Origin of the sequence: Sporomusa rhizae, from assembly GCF_041428845.1 — a bacterium.
Taxonomy (GTDB): domain Bacteria; phylum Bacillota; class Negativicutes; order Sporomusales; family Sporomusaceae; genus Sporomusa; species Sporomusa rhizae.
The window spans coordinates 2,694,130-2,713,612 of record NZ_CP156925.1 but is presented as its reverse complement, the minus strand read 5'-3'; the positions used below and the strand labels follow the sequence as shown (position 1 = coordinate 2,713,612).

The following is a 19,483-nucleotide window of genomic DNA, read 5'->3' as shown; positions in this document are numbered from 1 at the left end:
ATAATCAAAATTTAGGACTGCTATTTTCTATATCCTATTTTTTCGTCTTACGCTATATCCACTCAGGCTTCTGGTACAATTTAGTATCTATTTCATTCAAAAAGTGAGAGGGAGTACCCATATAATAGATATATAGGCAATGCAGAGCACGGGTGCAAACAGTATATAAGATTTGGCGATCTTGACTTCGCCTATAATTTTCTGCATCAGCATTTACCACAAGTACCGCATCGAATTCTAATCCTTTAGCTAAATAGGAAGGAATAACAATAACCCCACTATAGTATTCATCATCTTCCTTGGTAACAAGAGTAATATTCTTGAGGCTTTTTAACAGCTCATAAACTTCTGTGGCTTGTACTGCATTTTTAGTGATTATGCCAATAGAATGCCAGCCCGCATGTAAAATCACCTGAACCGTCTGGTTAATTTGCTCTGCTAACATTTCAAAATCCTTCACTGAAATAACTGTCGGCATTTGCCCCTTTCGTCTGATTGCTACCTCGGTGTGTATACCTGGCAGCAAAGCTTGACAGAAAGCTTGAATCTCCAATGTTGCGCGATAACTCTTAGTAAGCGTAAAGATGAGAGTATGCTCCTGGTCAATAATCTCGCTGGCCTCGGCAAATTTTACGGTTGACAAAAAAGGCTGTATGGATTGGACTGGGTCACCAACAATTGTCCACGAACAGTTAGGAAATAACCGGGTAAGTATTTTATAGTGAAAAGCAGTATAATCCTGTGCTTCGTCAATTACGATATGCTTAATATCTTTGTTTACGGCAAACCCCTGTATCACTCCTAAAAAATATAAAAACGGGGGTAAATCTTCAAATGGAAGTATACCTCTGCTCACAGATTTGACGGTATGAGTTTTAATTGCTTGCCAATCCGTAGGAGAAGTAGTATTACTAACAGCACTGTACAATTTATCGTCTGCGAATAATCTTTTGTATTCAGCGATAATATCAAAACTTGTAAGCTGCTCAATTTGCTCAATAAGCGGCCTTAATTCCTCCCGTGCTTCAATCCTTGCCAACGCTTTTATTATTTTTTCGTTAATTTCTTCACCGGCAGCGGTTATTTGGTCCACTTTTTCCTGACGAATGGTATGAACAAGATCACGCATTCTGTTCTGCAAAATTATTCTTATTTTCTCCAGCCTTATCGAAGGCGGCATCATTGCAAAACTTTCTTGGTAATAATGCAGCCATTCCTCTTTGCGAAATATGGTTTCACCACGGAACTCAATAGCAGGATATTCGCCAACCCATTCCGATGATAGCCATTCTAGATATTTGATTAATGCTTGCATAAAAGGGCTTGAAGACTTAAAGCTTATATTGACTGCTCGTTTTTTGCTAACATTATTCGATAGCACTTCCTCCAGGTAGTCCTTACGGCTTTGGAAGTGCAATTGGATATTAGCATTCGATAAAGTTACATAGTCTTGAAAAGTCATTTGTACAACGTTTTCTTCGCCGATTTCAGGCAATACATTAGAAATATAGTCACTAAAAATATGATTGGGAGATAAAATTAATACGTTTTTAGACGTTAAACTTTCACGATTTTGGTATAACAAAAAAGCTATCCGGTGCAAAGCAACTGATGTTTTGCCGCTGCCGGCCGGACCTTCTACAAACAGCACTTTGTGTTTCTGATCACGGATAATTTGATTCTGTTCGCGCTGGATGCTATTAACAATGGTATGCATCTTATCATCTGCGCTTTTTCCCAGCAGTTGCTGCAAAATTTCATCATCTATTTTTAGGTCAGAATCAAACATATACTCAATACGGCCATCCACAATTTTAAATTGGCGCTTTAGCATTATAACTCCGGTAATAGTTCCGGCAGGGCAATTATAGGACGCCTGACCCCGGCCAAAATCATAAAACATAGCAGACACCGGGGCACGCCAATCATAAACAAGGAATTCACCAGTTTCATTGTCTGATAAACTACCAATACCAATATATATTTTTTCGGTCTCGGAAAACCCACTTTCGATAAAATCAACCCGCCCAAAGTAAGGCGATTTTAGCATTTTTCTCAAGTGTTCCGCCGTATAATGGATGTGTGAAGTGAGGGCGCGCTGCCTGTTCATTACATCAATAATCTGCGCTTCATCAATAGAACTGCCTGTTTTCCAATATTCCTGTAGTGTATCCCGCAGGTTACTTTGGTGACTTTCTGAGGTTTGTTCACTTATCTTTATTTGTGCATGCACTTGGCTGAGTGTTTTTTCCAGTCTCGCTATTTCAAACTGACGTTCTTGTTGCTCCATGAGATCCTCCTGATAAAGAAAATAACGATAAGAGAGTATTCTGTATAAAAGAAGATATGATAGGGGAGGAAAAATAGTATAATCATTTTATAATGATTATCTTAGCACTAAACACATTTGCTATACGTAAAACTTAGACCTCATAACCAAAAAGTAATCAGGTAAAATATATCGCCCTAACTTACACAGTTAGGGCGATACTATTTTTGTTGTCTGCTTATAGCTAGCGTTTATTTTTCAGTATGAGCCATCAGATTAGCTACTATTTTGGCAAAGTTTACTGGATCTTCAGGAGTAAGCCCTTCCATGAGTAACGCTTGACCATAAAGCAATTCACAGTAATCTTTGAAAGTATCAGCTGCAGAAGGCTGTTCAAATATTTTTTTGAGAGTATCAAATATTTGATGTTCGGGATTAAGCTCCAGGATACGTTTGGCTTTAAAAGAGGTTCTATTCATCTCGGCTAAAATTTGTTCCATTGAGATACTAATGCCATTATCATCGCTTACTAAGCAAACAGCACTTGATTTTAACCGGTTACTGATTTTCACGTCGGCTACTTTGCCTTTTAACTGCTCTTTAATTGCATTAATAAGTGTGTCATTTTCCTGGGCAACCTGATTAATGTTTTTCTGTGAATCTTCATTTGCTATCTCTTCGATATCTAGTGTTCCGCGGCTAATTGACTGGAACTTTTTGCCGTTATATTCGCGGAGAGCATCAATAGCAAATTCGTCGACCCGATCAAAAAGGTAGAGAACTTCAATATTCTTTTCTTTTAGAAGTTCCATTTGCGGCAAACTCTCTACCGCGGCGCGATCTTTACCTGTGGCATAGTAGATAGCCTTTTGATTTTCATGCATTCGCGAAATATATTCGTCCAGAGTGCTTACTCCTTCCGAATGAGAAGAAGAGAAGAGTAACAAACCCTTTAACTTGTCACGACCGCTGTAATCCGCATACACGCCTGTTTTGATAGCTTGGGCGTATTCCTTCCAAAACTGCTCATACTTGGTACGGTCTTTATTGAGCATGTTTTCCAATGTTTTGAGAACGCTCTTTTCCAGGTTTTTGCCTACCAATTTAAGTTGTTGGCTATGCTGTAAAAGTTCCCGCGAAATGTTAAGAGAGAAGTCAGGAGAATCAACTAAGCCTCGCACGAAGCGAAAATACTCAGGAAGTAAATCCTGACAGTTCTCCATGATAAAGACATTTTTGGAGTATAACCGGATCCCATTAGTTACTTCCTGCTGATATAAGTCGAATGGAGCATGGGCAGGGATAAAGAGGAGGGTAGTATATTCAACAGCGCCTTCTACTTTGGAATGAATGGTCTCAAGCGGGTTTTCCCAATCATGGAAAAGGTTTTGATAAAGCTGATTGTATTCGTCTTGAGTTATATCGTTTTTGTTTTTCGCCCAAAGCGGCATCATCGAATTAAGGATTCTTACCTCAGTGGTTTTAATGGCAGGGGCATCCTCAATTATTTTCCCATCAGGATCCTTCGGTTTTTCTTCTTTTACGAAATTCATTTTGATTGGATAGCGAATATAATCAGAGTATTTCTTAACTAAATTCTGCAGTATGTACCGGTCAGTGAAATTCTCTTCCGGGTGATCTGGCGAGTTATATTCTTTCTTAAGAGTTAAGATAATAGTTGTACCACGTGTATCCTTGTCGCACTCTTCGATAGTATAGGTACCGTCACCATTTGATTCCCATTTAACACCTTTATGACCTGGAACACGAGTTAACAGCGTAACCTTTTCAGCTACCATAAAGGCTGAATAAAAACCGACTCCAAATTGGCCAATTAGTTCTGTATCAGCGACAGAGCCAGTCTCCTTTATTTTTTCCAGGAAGGCTTTAGTCCCAGATTTAGCGATAGTACCGATGTTGTCAATAACTTCATTAGCGGTCATACCCATACCATTATCAGAAATAGTAAGCGTATTAGTAGTATCATCCGGAATAAGGAAGATTTCAAAATCTCTATTACCTTCTAACAAATCATGGTTGGTAAGAGACTCAAACCGCACTTTATCGATAGCATCTGAGGCATTGGAAATTAGCTCCCGCAAGAAAATCTCACGATTTGTGTAGATAGAATGAATCATCAAATCCAAGAGCTGTTTTGTTTCTGCTTGAAATTCTCTTGTTTCTTTGGCAATGGTTTCTTGAGACATAGTAAACCTCCGATAAAATTAGTATTGTTAGCACTCTAAGTCTCTGAGTGCTAATTTATATTTAAATAATAACCAAAATGTTTAACAAAATCAAATACTTTATTAGATAAAAATACCTTAAAATAGTATAAATAGCATTTTTTCTTTAAATAAATACGAATTACGCAATCTTACTTCGTCTGTCGCCTAATAGCTTCTTTTTAGAAACTTCCTTGACAACCAGCCGGATATTAGCTATAATTCAAACAAATAAATATACTCCTAAATCGTAAGGGGAGTAACTCTCGGATAACGTCAACATACGGTGCCAGGTGGCATCTGGCGTTATCGTTGGTGATAGCCAATAGTGAGACCTTCGGTATGTATTATTGCGTACCTAAGGTCTCTTTGTTTTTTTGGAAAGTGGGAAGGGGAGGGTTATTAAGCTAATTATTTCTTTTCGTTATACAGTATTCACTTAGGTAATACTATAAAATATAAGCATAGGAGGTCTTTAACATGGACTTTTTCGGTACAATTGGACCAGAATGGTTTATGGCACTAGGAAGTATTCTACTAATCAATCTGGTTTTAAGCGGTGATAACGCTGTAGTTATTGCTTTAGCCAGTAAGAACCTACCGGCCGGACAAAGAAAAATGGCAATTTTATGGGGAAGTGTAGGCGCGGTTATCCTGAGAATTATCTTGACTTTTGTAGCAGCTTTTCTTTTAAATATTCCTTACCTACAATTTTTAGGCGGTCTCGCCTTGCTCTATATCGCCATTAACCTCTTACAGTCAGATGGCAATGAAAGTGATTATGGTGAAGCGACATCTTATCGTGAAGCCATTAAGATTATATTGTTTGCCGATCTTATCATGAGTCTCGACAATGTAATTGCATTGGCAGCAATTGCCCAAACTGTTCCTTCCGGAAAATACAGCCTGATAACCGCCGGTCTTGCAACCAGCATTCCATTAGTCGTATTTGGTGCTCAGCTTTTAATGAAGCTTATGGATCGTTTTCCGGTTATTATTTATTTCGGGGCAGGGGTATTAGGCTACGCTGCTGCTGAAATGATTCTCAGCGACAGCGCCGTAGGAGCTTACATTCATGAGTATGCGCTAGCCGTAAAAGTATTGCTGACTTTGGCTGTTATCGTTGGTGGTTATATCTTAAAAGCGCGAAATATTGCCAAAGAAAACAGCTAAATTTATAAGAAAACCCGCATACAGTCACATGAAATGAACCCGGAAATGGAAAGATGAAACAAAAAGCCTCCTATGGTAGGATAAAAATAACCCACGTAGGAGGCTTTGCTATGTCTGAAAAAAAGGAATGAGACATTATTCCAGTAGCTATTAAGGAGCAAGCTATACGAATGCACTTAGAGGATGGGATGACAACAAAGCCATCTCAAACTACATATAAAAAAAGTATAGACCATTGAATTTGATACTAGCGGTCTGTGCCTTTTTGTCTTAACTATTCTTGTTTAATCATCGTATTGCCCTAATACTTTGACGGCATCCGTGATTGGTAACTGCTCAACAGTTTTAAGCTTACGCTCTATAGCGCGGGTACGAACAGCGGCGCCCTCTATTTGCCTGCTTGCCTGTTCAAGTTTTTCTTTAGTTTTCTCAAGCACATCACCAAACTTACCAAACTCAGTTTTAACTGCACCTAAAAGAGTCCAAACTTGGCTTGAACGCTTTTCGATAGCTAGTGTCCGAAAACCTAACTGCAGACTATTTAACAGAGCCGCTAATGTAGTCGGCCCAGTAATGCTAACACGATACTCGCGCTGCAAAGTATCACATAAGCCTGGACGACGTAACACCTCCGCATATAACCCTTCGACAGGAAGAAACATAATGGCAAAATCAGTAGTATTAGGTGGATCAATGTACTTCTCTTTGATTGTTTTAGCTTCCTGCCGAATTCGTATCTCCAAGTTGGCAGCAGCCGCAGCTGCCAATTCCGCGTTAGCCGCTTCCTGCGCATCCATTAGGCGTTGATAATCTTCCTGTGGAAATTTAGCATCAATAGGCAGCCATACAGTCGTATCGTACTCATCCTTTCCGGGAAGTTTTACGGCAAATTCAACCCGGTCTTGACTGCCACGCTTGGTTATCACATTAACAGCATATTGTTCCGGCGTTAGAACTTGTTCTAGCAGAGACGCCAGCTGCATCTCTCCCCAAATACCACGTGTTTTAACATTGGATAAAACTTTTTTTAAATCACCAACCCCGGTCGCCAGCTGTTGCATTTCACCTAGTCCTTTGTGTACCTGTTCCAACCGTTCACTCACTAACTGAAACGATTCACCAAGCCGTTTTTCGAGGGTGGAATGTAGCTTCTCATCAACCGTTACACGCATTTCCTCCAGTTTCTTATTATTGTCAGTTTGAATACTTGCAAGTTTACTCTCCACAGTTTCGCGAAGTTTATCAAGTTTTTGTTCATTCATTTGGGTAAGACGAATAATTTTTTGGTCATTCGCATTAGTAAAGTTATGAAGTTGTAAGGCTAACTCCTCACGCAATACTTTGGTATTAAACGTAAGCTCCTGCCGGTTTTTCCCTAATTCGTCACGTAATATGCCTTCTAAACGTTCCTGTTTATAATTAATTTGTTGTAGTGTTGATAAATCAATCGAGCCCATTTTTTTTAGTTTAGTTAGTATTAAAACGAGAAGACCGACATTAATAATAAGTAGTATAAAGTTGAGTAGAGTAACTATATCATTCATAAATATCCATCCTTATTTGTAGTCTTACGACTTATTCAAGAAACCTTGTTTTAAACCCTTCTTCAAAGGGAAAACAGGAACAATTCTTGGGCATAATGGAATAAAGAAGGAATTATTGTGTTATAAATAGAAAAATACTACCATAATTTAAGGTAATAGTATAATTACGATTATATAGGGGGGCTGACCATGCCTAATAGCCAAAAAATTATTAATGAGACGATTGAAAAGTATGAGAAATATATTAATCCTGCCGTTGCCAAATTGTTTAGATTTATGGGTCTTTCTACTATTGAGTGGGAAGCGCAGGGCAATGTTATTCGGGATATTGAAGGAAAAGAATATATAGATTGCCTTGGCGGATACGGTGTATTCAGTTTAGGACACCGTCATCCTAAAGTAGTCGAAGCTGTTAAAGCCCAACTAGATTTAATGCCGCTTTCCAGTAAAGTTTTATTTGATAAACCGATGGCTGATTTAGCAGAGTTACTGGCCGAAATAACGCCAGGTGATCTCCAATACAGTTTTTTTGTTAACAGCGGGGCCGAAGCCGTAGAAGGCAGTCTAAAATTAGCCCGGTTACATACCGGTCGTACTAAGATCATTGCTACTACTAATTCGTTTCATGGTAAAACTTTAGGAGCTTTAAGCGCTACCGGCCGCGAAATGTTTCGTGACCCGTTCCAACCCCTGTTAACAGGCTTTAGCCATGTTCCATTTGGTGATATTGATTCTCTGCGGGAGGCTGTCGACGATGATACTGCTGCAGTAATTATTGAACCCATTCAAGGGGAAGGAGGCATTATTGTCCCTCCAGATACATACCTAGCCTCAGTGCGCGAGATATGCGATAAAACAGGCGCGCTTTTAATCTGTGATGAAATCCAGACAGGGCTAGCCCGCACTGGCAAAATGTTTGCTGTTGAACATTACAATGTCATTCCGGACATAATCACCACAGCTAAAGCTTTAGGGGGCGGCGTCATGCCTATTGGTGCTTTCACCGCACGTCCCCATGTTTGGGACAAATATATTATCAGCCCGTTCTTACATACTTCAACTTTTGGCGGCAATCCTCTCGCTTGTGCCGCTGGCGTCGCAGCCATTAAAGTTATCAAAGAAGAGGGGCTTATCCATAAAGCTGAGAAAAGCGGTAATTATTTTTTAGGAAAACTGCGTAGTTTAGCGAAGGCATACCCGCAAATTATTAAAGAGGTACGCGGCAAAGGCCTCATGATTGGTATTGAGTTAACCAAAGAAGGTATTGGTGGCTTAATCCTATCCGAAATGATTGACAAAGGCGTACTCATTGCCTATACACTTAATAATCCAAAAGTAATCCGCATCGAGCCACCGCTTATTGTTACCGAGCAACAAATTGATTACGTTATTGATGCTTTTACCAGTGCTTTAGAAAAAGCTGATTCTATGCTGGAAGACTTATAATTACTATTTAGAGGAGGAAGTTAACAAATGCCTTATGTTGAAGTAAATTTACCGGTTAAAGCCACTAAAAGCGAAATTTACCCAATTTTGAAAAATATGGAAAAATACCCGGAATTTATGGCTGACTTGGTAAGTGTTGAAGTAGTAGATCGCAAAGAAACTACAACAATTACGAAATGGGTATCAAATGTAGATGGACGTATTATTAAATGGACGGAACTGGACACATTTGATGATGCTGCTATGCACATCCATTACAAACAAACTGAAGGTGACCTAAAAAAATTTGAGGGGGAGTGGATACTAACGCCCCTGGAAGATGGTACTACAGAGATAAAACTGACGGTAGATTTTGAATTTGGTATTCCAATGATAGCGGGACTCTTAAATCCGATTCTTAAAAAGAAGGTACGTGACAACAGTATGAATATGTTGACTGCCATCAAGGAACGCATGGAAAATCGGGCTTAAATGACTGTTGTTGAATATAAGTAAATCGCTTATAATTAATGTAGATGCATAAGAGAAATGGAGGAGCGATGTCATCTTTAGCTAGCGTGTGTAGTTACTTGAGGCGGTAAAGATAATACTTTTATAGACGCAAATTTGGAGGTGTCTTAATGAACACGCTTAAAACTACTGTTTTGCTTGCTGCATTGACAGGCTTGCTCGTCGCTGTTGGTGCTTTGTTTGGCGGCACTAAAGGCATGACGTTTATGTTTGTTATTTCAATTTTGATGAATTTTGGCAGCTATTGGTTTAGTGATAAAATTGTCCTTAAAATGTATGGTGCCGAAGAGGTTACACCCCAAGACGCACCTGACTTAATACGCATGGTAAGCAACTTAGCTCAAAAAGCTAAAATGCCTATGCCTAAAGTGTATATTATAAACACGGAAGTACCTAATGCCTTTGCTACCGGCCGCGACCCTGAACACGGTGTAGTAGCTGTGACAACAGGCATTATGCGCGCCCTTAATTACGAAGAACTGGAAGGGGTTGTAGCGCACGAGCTTTCTCACATTAAGAACCGTGATACCCTGATAAGCACTGTTGTTGCCAGTGTAGCTGGCATTATAACGATGATTGCTAATATTGCTCAATGGACCGCTATCTTTGGCTTTGGCCGTGGCGATGACGAGGATAGTGGCGGCATCGGCGGTATCGTTGAGTTTATCTTCCTGGTGGTTCTGGCACCACTAGCTGCCACACTTATTCAGCTTGGCGTTTCGCGTTCCCGCGAATATTTGGCTGACCAGACAGGCGGAAACGTATCCGGTAATCCACTTGCCTTGGCAAGTGCTCTTAGAAAAATTGAATACTTTGCGCAGCATCGGGTAATGCCTGAAGCTACGCCAGCCACCTCGCACCTATTTATCATTAATCCTTTTAGCGGTGCAGGCGGTATGATAGTTAACCTTTTCAGCACACATCCGTCAACGGCTGATAGAGTAGCCAAGTTGGAAGAGCAAGCAAAAAAAATGAGATAAAAATTTTAATGCAAAATCCCTCTGAAAATATTTTTCAGAGGGATTTTGTGCAGGATATACGCAGATAAGTATGGAAAAAATATACTAGCGTTATGCGCAGGCAGTTCGATAAAGATTATTTTAGTGGTTAGGGGGTATCTATGAAACTAGTAAGATTTGAATTTGATGACAAAATCAGCTACGGCATTTTGGGACTAGACAATCTAATTACTATTATTGATGGTGACATTTTTAACGGCGGTTATATCGAAAGCACCAAAAAAATACCGTTAACTAATGTAAAATTATTAGCTCCATGCCACCCCAGTAAAGCCGTTTGTATCGGACTCAATTATCATGATCACGCAAGAGAGATGAATCTGAAAATACCTGAAGAGCCACTTATTTTTTTAAAACCTTCATCAGCACTTAATCATCCGGATGGAAAAATCAACTACCCGGCTATATCGCAAAATCTACACTATGAGGGCGAATTGGCTATCGTTATAAAAAAAGAAGCCCGTAAAGTGTCTGTAGAGCAGGCCAGCAATTATATTTTAGGTTACACATGCGCCAATGATGTAACAGCACGCGATCTTCAAATGCGTGATGGACAATGGACACGGGGAAAATCATTTGACACTTTTTTACCGCTGGGCCCCTGTATTGAAACCCAACTTGATCCACACAAACTATCTATCAAACTATTATTAAACGGCCACGTTAAACAAACATCCACTACCTCTAATTTAATTTTTAAAGTTCCAGAATTGGTAGCCTTTGTTAGTCAAGTTATGACCTTGTATCCCGGCGACGTCATCCTTACGGGTACACCCTCAGGTGTAGGACCTATGGAAGTAGGAGATACTGTTTCTGTTGAAATTGAAGGTGTTGGCCAACTTAACAATGTTGTTGTAAAAGAATAATAGAATCGAACCATGTGAATTTCTCACGTTAATTAGAGAAATACTAGTCTCTATCATTATGCCAAATACATGTTATGGAGGCCAAGTATGGAAAATAACTATGAAAGTACATTGGTATTGTTAAAACCCGATGCCGTTCGAAGAAAAGTATGCGGAGAAATCATTGCCCGTTTCGAGCGCAAGGGACTAACAATTTCTGCCATGAAATTATTGACGCTTACACCAGAAATGGCCGCGGAACATTATGCCGAACATAAAGGAAAGCCCTTCTACTTAGGATTAATTGAGTTTATTACATCAGGTCCTGTTGTGGCTTTAGTTTTAACTGGACCGAATGCTGTGAAAATGGTTAGGAACATGATGGGAGCTACCGATCCTGCCAATGCTGCACCAGGTACCATTCGTGGTGATTATGCAGCAATCATGTCTAAGAACATTGTACATGGCTCAGATAGCATAGCCAGCGCGGAGAAGGAAATCGCTATTTATTTCACTGAACAGTAATCTGTCAGTACGGAGGTAGAAAATGAGTAAAGTTTATACGAAAACAGGCGACAAAGGAACTACCGGTCTATTAACAGGTGAACGTATTAAGAAGACAAGTGCCAGAGTAGAAGCTTACGGTACTGTGGACGAGATTAGTTCAGCCTTGGGGTTGGCGAGAGCAAACTCTGTCAAATCAGAAGTAAAAGAAACAGTATACAAGCTTCAAAAATTATTGATGCTGATTATGGCAGATTTAGCTAGTAGTGGTTCCGCAAATCATTATATAACAGCAGACCACGTAACAACCTTAGAACAAATTATTGACGAATTTGACGCAAAACTACCGCCCTTACATAGCTTTGTTATTCCTGGAGATACCCCCGGAGCAGCTGCTTTAGATCTTGCAAGAACAATTACCCGGCGGGCAGAACGACAGTCTCTGAGGGTACAAGAGCAGGGAGAGGCAATAAATGAAAACTTGCTAATATGCCTAAATCGCCTGTCTGATTTGTGTTTTGTATTGTCCCGTTATGAATCTGAGGTCTAACAGTAAATAATTTTCAGCGGCTTTCCATTCATTGCACAACTTTGCTCGGCCCGCATAAACTATATCGATAGCTAAAGAATGGATGCAATAGATAATAGTTAACAAGGGGGCGTACAGGGTGAATTTTCGTTTTTATGTAATGTCGCTGCCAGGACCGCTGCGTAAATTGATGCGTATGTTCATAAAAGTATAAAGGTTTAACTGATACATACAAGAAGAGCCATTAGATATAATGGCTCTTCTTGTATGTATTGAGTTGTTTGCATACTTTTTGGAAAAATTTTATAAATATGGAATAAAGATTAAAAAAAATGCTCATTTTAACTTAAACAAAGAAGTCTGAAAAGAAGGAATATTTGAAGTAAGCAGAGAATTACAGCTAACAATATGTCAGTAATGAAATTAACCATACCACAACAGGAGGGAACTAGCCATGAAAGAGTACAAGAGCGACAGGTTAAGAAATGTTGGAATTGTAGCCCACGGAGGAGCCGGCAAGACATCCTTGACAGAAGCCATGTTATTTAATTCTGGCGCGGTTAACCGTTTAGGACGTGTTGATGATGGTTCGGCAACAACTGACTTTGATCCGGAAGAGATCAAACGTAAGGTTACAATTAGTACGGCTTTAGCGCCTTGCGAGTGGCGCGAACATAAGATAAATTTTGTGGATACACCTGGCTATGCAGACTTCGTAGCCGAAGTTAAGGGAGCCCTCCGTGCTGTTGACAGCGCGCTCATTGTGCTGTGCGCCGCTGCCGGAGTCGAAGTTGAAACCGAAAAAACCTGGAATTATGCCAGTGAATTAGGATTACCCCGAATGGGTTTTATTAATAAAATGGACCGGGAAAACGCCGACTTTTATAGTGTTGTCGATAGTATGAAAGAAAAATTCGGCAATGGCGTTATCCCGGTTCAACTACCGATTGGCGCTGAAGATAGCTTTACAGGTATCGTCGATTTGATAAAAATGAAAGCATATCTTCCAGGGAAAAATGGCAAAGAGTGTGTCGAAGAAGAAATTCCCGCAGATATGCTTGAACAAGCGGAAACAGCCCGGATGGCGCTAATTGAAGCAGCAGCCGAAGGCAATGACGACCTGCTAACCAAATACCTGGACGGCGAAGAATTAACGGATGAAGAGGTGCAATCAGGCTTGTTAGCAGGCATTGCAAAAGCCAAAGTTTTCCCGGTATTATGCGGATCGGCCACCAAAAATATCGGTGTAAGACATGCGCTTGACTCAATTCTCAACTATCTGCCATCACCTGACGCTAGTACAGTAATCGGATATCATCCTGCTACTAAAGACGTAATAGAGAGAAATGCTTCTGATCCATTTTCAGCTATGGTATTTAAGACAACAGCAGACCCCTTTGTTGGGCGTTTAAGCTATATCCGTTTGTTCTCCGGCACCATGAAACCCGACAGTACCCTATACAACGCTACCAAAGATAAATCCGAACGAATTGGCTCAATTTTTACTCTCCGCGGCAAACATCAAGACCCTGTTACAGCTGTTCATGCCGGCGATATTATTGTCGTTGCCAAACTGCAAGAAACAGCCACCGGAGACACCCTCTGCGAAAAAGATAAATCGATTATCTTTGATCCAATATCTTATCCCAAACCGATGTTTACGCGCGCTATTGAAGCCAAAAACAAAGGTGATGAAGATAAAATCGGTCAGGCTTTAGCGCGTCTTATGGATGAAGATCCGACGTTCAAAGTCCGTAAAGATGTAGAAACTCACCAATTGCTGATCTCCGGTATGGGCGAGCTGCATTTAGACATTATTTCCGAACGTATGAAACGCAAATTTGGGGTTGAAACTCTGTTAGCCGACCCCAAAGTTCCCTATCGGGAAACAATTCGTGGAACAGCTAAGGTAGAAGGCAAACATAAAAAGCAGAGCGGCGGTCACGGACAGTATGGGCATGTTTGGCTTCAGCTTGATCCGCTTACACCTGGCGCACAATTTGAGTTTGTAGATTCTATTTTTGGCGGATCAGTACCTCGTCAATATATTCCAGCTGTTGAAAAAGGTGTGCGCGAAGCATTAAACAATGGTATCCTTGCCGGCTATCCTATGGTAGATGTCAAAGTAACTTTAACTGACGGTTCTTATCATACCGTCGACTCGTCCGAAATGGCATTCAAGATCGCCAGTACAATGGCACTTCGTAAAGGTGCGCTTCAAGCCAAGCCCGTACTCTTGGAACCAATTTACTCCGTTGAAGTACTTGTTCCAGAATCATATATGGGTGATGTAATTGGCGACCTAAATACTAAACGTGGCCGCATTCAAGGCATGGAACCCATTGGAGGCGGTTTAGGCAGAATTAAAGCGCAGGTGCCATTAGGTGAAATGTTCCGCTATAGCATTGACTTACGCTCAATCACCCAAGGCCGCGGTTCCTTTGATATGAATTTTTCTCACTACGAAGATGTACCCGCCCGCATTGCCGAAAACGTTATTGCTAATGCTAAGAAAGATAAAGTAGAAGAATCGTAGAACTAAACCCTTGGTACACCGAATACAGTGCACCAAGGGTTTTCTATGTCCAAAACAATTGTTTAGGTAAAAAATAACGCATATATTCTATTTTTCGCTTATAGATATTTGAATTAGATAAGGTGTACTATATAATGAAGTTACATATCCTTGATTTATGGAGGTTCAAATGAGCAAATTTGTTTTAAAATACAGCACGAATGGTGTCTGGTATGGAATATTTAGCAACTTAGACGCTAAAGGCGTAAAACATGGAATATCATCACGACTGGGAGGAAAAAGCGCTCATCCTTTTGCAAGCCTTAATCTTGGCTTACATACAGGTGATGACGCCGAAGCAGTGTGGCACAACCGCCAAGCTTTCTGTCAAGCACTGCAATTACCTGTTGAAAAAACAATTACCGCTGAACAGGTGCATGGTGATGTAGTTCAAGTCGTTACAGATCAGGACGCCGGAAAAGGTATCCGACATTACCATGAATCTATCCGAGGAACAGACGCCCTTATAACAAATGTGAAAAATTTGCCACTAATGCTATTTTTTGCAGACTGTGTCCCTGTTTTAATTTTCGACCCGGTAAATAGAGCCATTGGCATTAGTCATGCCGGTTGGAAAGGCACTGTTGCCAAAATAACACAAAAAACCGTATTATCAATGCAACAGCATTATAATACGAATCCCTCTGATTGCATTATAGGTATCGGTCCGTCTATTGGTCCTTGCTGCTACGAAGTTGATGAAACTGTGATAAACAAATTAAAAACCAATTTTTCCAACTGGGAAAGCCTAGTGATACCAAACGGCAGCCGCTGGCAACTTAACTTATGGGAGGCTAACCGTCAGCAACTAAGAGAAATAGGGGTACAAGATACTAACATTACCATAAGCGGCGTATGCACTGCTGATAATACAGCCCTTTTCTTCTCTCACCGGGCTGAAGCCGGACGTACAGGCCGTATCGGTGCAGTTATTTCTTTATCCGATAACTAACCCTCTTCTCCAAGTGAGAATTAAGAACGGAAAATCCCTGGATAAGGGCAACTAACCTTAACGTGGAATTAAAACCTCATCTGAAGTTAAGTCTACTTTATAAAATGGGCAATTTTTTATGTAAAAAGCTAGAATAATATATATTTTTTGGAGGAAAATCTTTTTTATAGGCGAATAAACTATTAGAATGGAGGATTTGCTATGTCTATTGCTCAAAATATTTCTGAAATCAAAAGCAAAATTGATATAAATAAGGTAAAACTGGTAGCTGTCACTAAGAATCATAGTGTGCCAGCCATGGTTGAAGCTATTGCGGCAGGAATTACTGCAGTAGGCGAAAACCGTGTTCAGGAAATGATGGCTAAACACCCTGAAATTCAAGCCGCTGGTAAATTAGTTGAATGGCATCTTATTGGACATTTACAAACTAACAAGGTGCGTCAAGCAGTGCCTTTGGCAGACCTCATTCATTCAGTGGATAGTGAACACTTGGCGGTTGAAATTGACAAAACTGCCGGTAAATGTAATAAGCGGCAAGATATACTCCTACAAGTCAACGTAGCTGACGAAGACAGTAAATTTGGAGTAGAGCTGGGACAAGCTTTGCCATTGGCCAAACAAATTAGTCAACTTGCTCACATTAGATTGTGCGGACTTATGACGATTGCACCGTATGCAGACGACCCCGAAACGCTTCGGCCTGTATTCAGAGAGTTACATACACTGTTTGGTGAATTAAAGGCTCTAAATTTAGCCAATACTGATATTAAATGGTTATCCATGGGTATGACAAATGATTACCAAGTAGCTGTTGAAGAGGGAGCAAACTTGGTACGTATCGGCACTGGAATATTTGGTTCGCGTAAATATTAAGGAGGAGAGAGAAAGTTATGAAGTTCATGGAAAAAGTTTGGGGCAGTCTTGGTCTGTTTGAACCGTCAGAACAAGAGGAAGAGCGTCCAAGAATAGAAGAAGCCGATCCTAAAACCAAACTAAAAAACAACAACGTTGTTTCATTGCCCACGGCTCCCCACAGCCCGCAACAATCTAAACAAGTTAAAGTGATGGTAGTCGAGCCATTTTCGTTTGATGATGCTCAACACGTAGCTGATTATCTTAAAAGCCGTAAACCAGTTGTGGTTAATCTTGAAAGCACTGAACCAGAGATTGCTAAACGTATGATTGATTTTATTAGTGGTACAACTTATGCATTAAATGGACAAATACAAAAAGTGGGCAATAATATTTTCTTATGTGCCCCCAACAACGTCGATGTTGCTTATAGCCCGAGGGAAGATGTCAGCGACAAAACGCTGTTGCCTTGGGTAAATAAATAGGTTTCGAATTACCGGATGGAGGTATTATGTTATCAAATAAAAAAGTTGGGTTTATTGGCGGCGGCGCAATAGCGGAAGCACTCATTCGCGGTATATTGAACTCTAAACTGGTATCCCCAACCCAAATTGCAGTAAGTGATATTTCCATACAGCGTCTGGATTATCTTCACAACACTTTTGGAGTAATAACAACTAATAAAATTCAAGCAGTATCCGAACAATCCGATATATTATTTTTGACAGTTAAACCCCAGGTTATTGATAGTGTTATTGATTCGGTAGCATCGTCAGTAACAGTCAAATCAGTGGTAGTATCGGTTGCTGCCGGTATAACGCTTGATTACCTTCAAGAAAAAATGCCGGGAATCCCAGTAATTAGGGTTATGCCCAACACACCTGTTGCAGTAGGCGAAGGTATGGCTGCCATGGCGCTAGGCAGCCATACAACCCAAGAAATAAGTGAACCGGTCTCTACAATTTTGGGCTCCGTTGGTCGGGTAGTAACGATTCGCGAAGAAGCCATGGATGCCGTTACCGGTGTATCAGGCAGTGGTCCGGCTTATGCATTTCTCCTAATCGATGCATTAAGCGATGCAGGAGTTTGTGTCGGTCTTTCCCGTAATACAGCAGTATTGTTAGCCGCTCAAACGCTCTTAGGTGCCGCTAAAATGGTTCTCGAAACTGGCAAGCATCCTGCTGAATTGCGCGATATGGTTACATCTCCAGGCGGCACTACAATTGCCGGAGTTCACGTATTAGAACAAAAAGGAGTAAGGGGCGCTCTAATCGATGCGGTTGTTGCCGCTACCACTCGCTCCCGTGAGATGGGGAAAAAATCGTAATGAGTGAACGTGATAAAATTTTACGTTACTATCGGTCATCAGGAGATGCTGAACTAGCGGCAAAACTCTTGGATTTGGCTGAAATAGCACTTAAAAGCCGTAAATATAAAGTTAGCGAATTTCTTGATCCTTATGGGCAAAGTATTGCTGAAACCATTGTTGCCCACTATGACCGTCTTACTTTAGAAATAAATGGTGGATATAGCGGCTCAGAACGTGTAAAAGTGGCTTTTGTAGAGTCTGAATTTCTCGATTATGCCGGATCACTCGATTTTGGTATAAAAGCGATTGTAATTAAATGGGACAGCCGGTATTGTCGATTATCCCACCGGGACGTTCTTGGCGCACTAATGGGATTGGGAATTAAACGAGAAGTTCTTGGCGACATAATCATGGCTAGCGAACAATGCTATGTCGTTACCGATACAGCTATGGTCAATTATATTTCGCAAAATCTTACTGAAGTTGGTCAAGCAACTATCTCGGTTGAATCAGTTACCCTGGATGACCTGCCTGCCAAAGAAGAAAAAGTCAAAGAAATACGTGCTACTGTTGCTTCTTTAAGACTTGATTCTGTAGCGGCATCAGGGTTTGGTACGTCTCGGACCAGAATGTCCGAAGATATTGCAGCAGCAAAAGTAAAGATTAATTGGCAAGAAGCAAAGAGTTCATCCCAGTCGGTAAAAGTTGGCGATATTATCTCCATGCGTGGCCGCGGTCGAGTAGAAGTAGTCGAAATCCCGGGCCAAACTAAAAAAGGAAGATACAGTATTTTACTTAGAAGATTTATTTGAATGAGGGTGAGGAGTTATGCTTACACCATTAGATATTCACAATAAAGAATTCAAACGTGGTTTTCGTGGCTATAACGAAGAAGAGGTTGATGAATTTCTTGATAGGGTAATCAAGGATTACGAAACTCTCTACCGCGAGAATATTGAATTAAAAGAAACTATTGAGCGCCTTAACAGCAAGCTTGAGCATTACCAGCACATGGAGACTACTCTTCACAGTACTCTGGTCATCGCACAAGAAACAGCCGAAGAAGTTAAACTTAACGCAAAAAAGGAAACTGAGCTTATCATTAAAGAGGCCGAAATCCGTGCCCAAAAACTAGTTGATGAAGCTTTGGCCAAAGTCCGCAAAATGACCGGTGAATACGAAGAACTGCAAAAACAGTCCCAAATTTTTAGAACAAGACTTCGTACTTTGCTGCAGGCCCAAATGGAAATGCTTAATAATGCCGAAGAGGATGAAAACTAATTTTGCTTAGCGCGCTTTCCTCCTTAGATATAAAAGAAGTTTCTAATGGCATTGCTTTCCGAGTGCGGGTTCAGCCACGATCAAGTAAAAATACTATTTCTGGACTCATGGGTGACATGCTAAAAATTAATCTTACTTCACCACCAGTTGACGGCGAAGCAAATACAGCTTGCATTGCTTTTTTTGCTAATCTTTTGAGTGTATCAAAAAGTCAGGTTACAATCACTACCGGACAAAAAAACCGTTCTAAAATTATCAAAATAACTGGCATGGATAAAGATGACTTTTTACGTGTTTTGGCTTCCTATATTTGACTTTATTCGCCAATCATGTATAATAATATCACAAAGATAATAATAACTTTATCAGTAATGACGGAGACTCGCCTTGGTGGCGGTTTACAGCGAACCAGGAACGGTGCAAGCCTGGTAACCAAAATCACGGCCTGAT

18 protein-coding genes are annotated in these 19,483 nt (G+C 40.5%); 15 read left to right on the top strand and 3 right to left on the bottom strand.

What is annotated here, in order from left to right:
- Window positions 1-52 precede the first annotated feature (52 nt).
- Both SRRS_RS12635 and htpG read right to left on the bottom strand, forming a co-directional pair.
- Window positions 53-2,290, bottom strand: a complete 2,238-nt coding sequence (locus SRRS_RS12635) for a UvrD-helicase domain-containing protein (RefSeq protein ID WP_371369316.1) — start codon at window positions 2,288-2,290, stop codon at window positions 53-55.
- A gap of 230 nt (window positions 2,291-2,520) precedes the next feature.
- Complete coding sequence (htpG, locus tag SRRS_RS12630; protein WP_371369314.1) at window positions 2,521-4,476, bottom strand: molecular chaperone HtpG; 1,956 nt, start codon at window positions 4,474-4,476, stop codon at window positions 2,521-2,523.
- Between the two features lie 498 nt (window positions 4,477-4,974).
- On the opposite strand from htpG, the gene SRRS_RS12625 reads away from it, so the two are divergent.
- Entirely contained in the window at window positions 4,975-5,667 is a 693-nt protein-coding gene (locus SRRS_RS12625) for a TerC family protein (protein ID WP_371369313.1), read from the top strand.
- Window positions 5,668-5,951: 284 nt separating this feature from the next.
- Here SRRS_RS12625 and SRRS_RS12620 read toward each other — a convergent pair whose 3' ends face one another.
- Complete coding sequence (locus SRRS_RS12620) at window positions 5,952-7,211, bottom strand: DNA recombination protein RmuC (protein ID WP_371369311.1); 1,260 nt, start codon at window positions 7,209-7,211, stop codon at window positions 5,952-5,954.
- A 189-nt stretch (window positions 7,212-7,400) separates the two neighbouring features.
- Between SRRS_RS12620 and SRRS_RS12615 the strand changes: the two genes are divergently transcribed.
- The 14 genes from SRRS_RS12615 to SRRS_RS12550 all read left to right on the top strand — a co-directional run bounded on the left by SRRS_RS12615 (window position 7,401) and on the right by SRRS_RS12550 (window position 19,347).
- Window positions 7,401-8,657 (top strand): acetylornithine/succinylornithine family transaminase, encoded by a 1,257-nt coding sequence (locus SRRS_RS12615; protein WP_371369309.1) that lies wholly within the window; start codon window positions 7,401-7,403, stop codon window positions 8,655-8,657.
- A 27-nt stretch (window positions 8,658-8,684) separates the two neighbouring features.
- Entirely contained in the window at window positions 8,685-9,128 is a 444-nt protein-coding gene (locus tag SRRS_RS12610; protein ID WP_371369307.1) for a type II toxin-antitoxin system RatA family toxin, read from the top strand.
- A gap of 149 nt (window positions 9,129-9,277) precedes the next feature.
- Window positions 9,278-10,147, top strand: a complete 870-nt coding sequence (gene htpX / locus SRRS_RS12605) for a zinc metalloprotease HtpX (RefSeq protein ID WP_371369305.1) — start codon at window positions 9,278-9,280, stop codon at window positions 10,145-10,147.
- Window positions 10,148-10,287: 140 nt separating this feature from the next.
- On the top strand, window positions 10,288-11,052 hold the full coding sequence (locus tag SRRS_RS12600; RefSeq protein ID WP_371369303.1) for a fumarylacetoacetate hydrolase family protein: 765 nt from the start codon (window positions 10,288-10,290) through the stop codon (window positions 11,050-11,052).
- 87 nt (window positions 11,053-11,139) lie between these two features.
- Window positions 11,140-11,556, top strand: a complete 417-nt coding sequence (gene ndk, locus SRRS_RS12595; RefSeq protein ID WP_371369301.1) for a nucleoside-diphosphate kinase — start codon at window positions 11,140-11,142, stop codon at window positions 11,554-11,556.
- Window positions 11,557-11,578: 22 nt separating this feature from the next.
- Window positions 11,579-12,085, top strand: coding sequence for a cob(I)yrinic acid a,c-diamide adenosyltransferase (locus tag SRRS_RS12590; protein WP_371369299.1), 507 nt, complete (start codon window positions 11,579-11,581; stop codon window positions 12,083-12,085).
- Window positions 12,086-12,518: 433 nt separating this feature from the next.
- Complete coding sequence (fusA, locus tag SRRS_RS12585; protein WP_371369297.1) at window positions 12,519-14,600, top strand: elongation factor G; 2,082 nt, start codon at window positions 12,519-12,521, stop codon at window positions 14,598-14,600.
- A 169-nt stretch (window positions 14,601-14,769) separates the two neighbouring features.
- A complete protein-coding gene (gene pgeF, locus SRRS_RS12580) occupies window positions 14,770-15,591 on the top strand; it encodes a peptidoglycan editing factor PgeF (protein WP_371369296.1) in 822 nt (273 codons plus the stop codon).
- Window positions 15,592-15,792: 201 nt separating this feature from the next.
- Window positions 15,793-16,464 (top strand): YggS family pyridoxal phosphate-dependent enzyme, encoded by a 672-nt coding sequence (locus SRRS_RS12575; RefSeq protein WP_371369294.1) that lies wholly within the window; start codon window positions 15,793-15,795, stop codon window positions 16,462-16,464.
- 17 nt (window positions 16,465-16,481) lie between these two features.
- Window positions 16,482-16,928 carry a cell division protein SepF gene (locus tag SRRS_RS12570; protein WP_371369292.1) on the top strand — a complete coding sequence of 149 codons (447 nt, stop codon included), beginning with the start codon at window positions 16,482-16,484 and terminating at the stop codon, window positions 16,926-16,928.
- Window positions 16,929-16,954: 26 nt separating this feature from the next.
- The gene (proC, locus tag SRRS_RS12565) at window positions 16,955-17,770 is read left to right on the top strand and encodes a pyrroline-5-carboxylate reductase (RefSeq protein ID WP_371369290.1); all 816 of its coding nucleotides are present in this window, start codon (window positions 16,955-16,957) and stop codon (window positions 17,768-17,770) included.
- The gene (locus tag SRRS_RS12560; protein ID WP_371369288.1) at window positions 17,770-18,564 is read left to right on the top strand and encodes an RNA-binding protein; all 795 of its coding nucleotides are present in this window, start codon (window positions 17,770-17,772) and stop codon (window positions 18,562-18,564) included. Before proC ends, SRRS_RS12560 begins: the two co-directional genes overlap by 1 nt.
- Window positions 18,565-18,580: 16 nt before the next feature.
- Window positions 18,581-19,033 carry a DivIVA domain-containing protein gene (locus tag SRRS_RS12555; RefSeq protein ID WP_371369286.1) on the top strand — a complete coding sequence of 151 codons (453 nt, stop codon included), beginning with the start codon at window positions 18,581-18,583 and terminating at the stop codon, window positions 19,031-19,033.
- A 2-nt stretch (window positions 19,034-19,035) separates the two neighbouring features.
- Complete coding sequence (locus SRRS_RS12550; protein ID WP_371369284.1) at window positions 19,036-19,347, top strand: DUF167 domain-containing protein; 312 nt, start codon at window positions 19,036-19,038, stop codon at window positions 19,345-19,347.
- Window positions 19,348-19,483: the final 136 nt, after the last annotated feature.

Bases quoted from the DNA above. Each gene is read 5' to 3' on its own strand.
- SRRS_RS12615 (WP_371369309.1), top strand. From the start codon at position 7,401: ATGCCTAATAGCCAAAAAATTATTAATGAGACGATTGAAAAGTATGAG.
- htpX (WP_371369305.1), top strand. From the start codon at position 9,278: ATGAACACGCTTAAAACTACTGTTTTGCTTGCTGCATTGACAGGCTTG.
- SRRS_RS12570 (WP_371369292.1), top strand. From the start codon at position 16,482: ATGAAGTTCATGGAAAAAGTTTGGGGCAGTCTTGGTCTGTTTGAACCG.
- SRRS_RS12590 (WP_371369299.1), top strand. From the start codon at position 11,579: ATGAGTAAAGTTTATACGAAAACAGGCGACAAAGGAACTACCGGTCTA.
- pgeF (WP_371369296.1), top strand. From the start codon at position 14,770: ATGAGCAAATTTGTTTTAAAATACAGCACGAATGGTGTCTGGTATGGA.
- SRRS_RS12620 (WP_371369311.1), bottom strand. From the start codon at position 7,211: ATGAATGATATAGTTACTCTACTCAACTTTATACTACTTATTATTAAT.
- SRRS_RS12600 (WP_371369303.1), top strand. From the start codon at position 10,288: ATGAAACTAGTAAGATTTGAATTTGATGACAAAATCAGCTACGGCATT.
- SRRS_RS12610 (WP_371369307.1), top strand. From the start codon at position 8,685: ATGCCTTATGTTGAAGTAAATTTACCGGTTAAAGCCACTAAAAGCGAA.
- fusA (WP_371369297.1), top strand. From the start codon at position 12,519: ATGAAAGAGTACAAGAGCGACAGGTTAAGAAATGTTGGAATTGTAGCC.
- SRRS_RS12555 (WP_371369286.1), top strand. From the start codon at position 18,581: ATGCTTACACCATTAGATATTCACAATAAAGAATTCAAACGTGGTTTT.
- SRRS_RS12625 (WP_371369313.1), top strand. From the start codon at position 4,975: ATGGACTTTTTCGGTACAATTGGACCAGAATGGTTTATGGCACTAGGA.
- SRRS_RS12575 (WP_371369294.1), top strand. From the start codon at position 15,793: ATGTCTATTGCTCAAAATATTTCTGAAATCAAAAGCAAAATTGATATA.
- ndk (WP_371369301.1), top strand. From the start codon at position 11,140: ATGGAAAATAACTATGAAAGTACATTGGTATTGTTAAAACCCGATGCC.
- proC (WP_371369290.1), top strand. From the start codon at position 16,955: ATGTTATCAAATAAAAAAGTTGGGTTTATTGGCGGCGGCGCAATAGCG.
- SRRS_RS12560 (WP_371369288.1), top strand. From the start codon at position 17,770: ATGAGTGAACGTGATAAAATTTTACGTTACTATCGGTCATCAGGAGAT.
- SRRS_RS12635 (WP_371369316.1), bottom strand. From the start codon at position 2,290: ATGGAGCAACAAGAACGTCAGTTTGAAATAGCGAGACTGGAAAAAACA.
- htpG (WP_371369314.1), bottom strand. From the start codon at position 4,476: ATGTCTCAAGAAACCATTGCCAAAGAAACAAGAGAATTTCAAGCAGAA.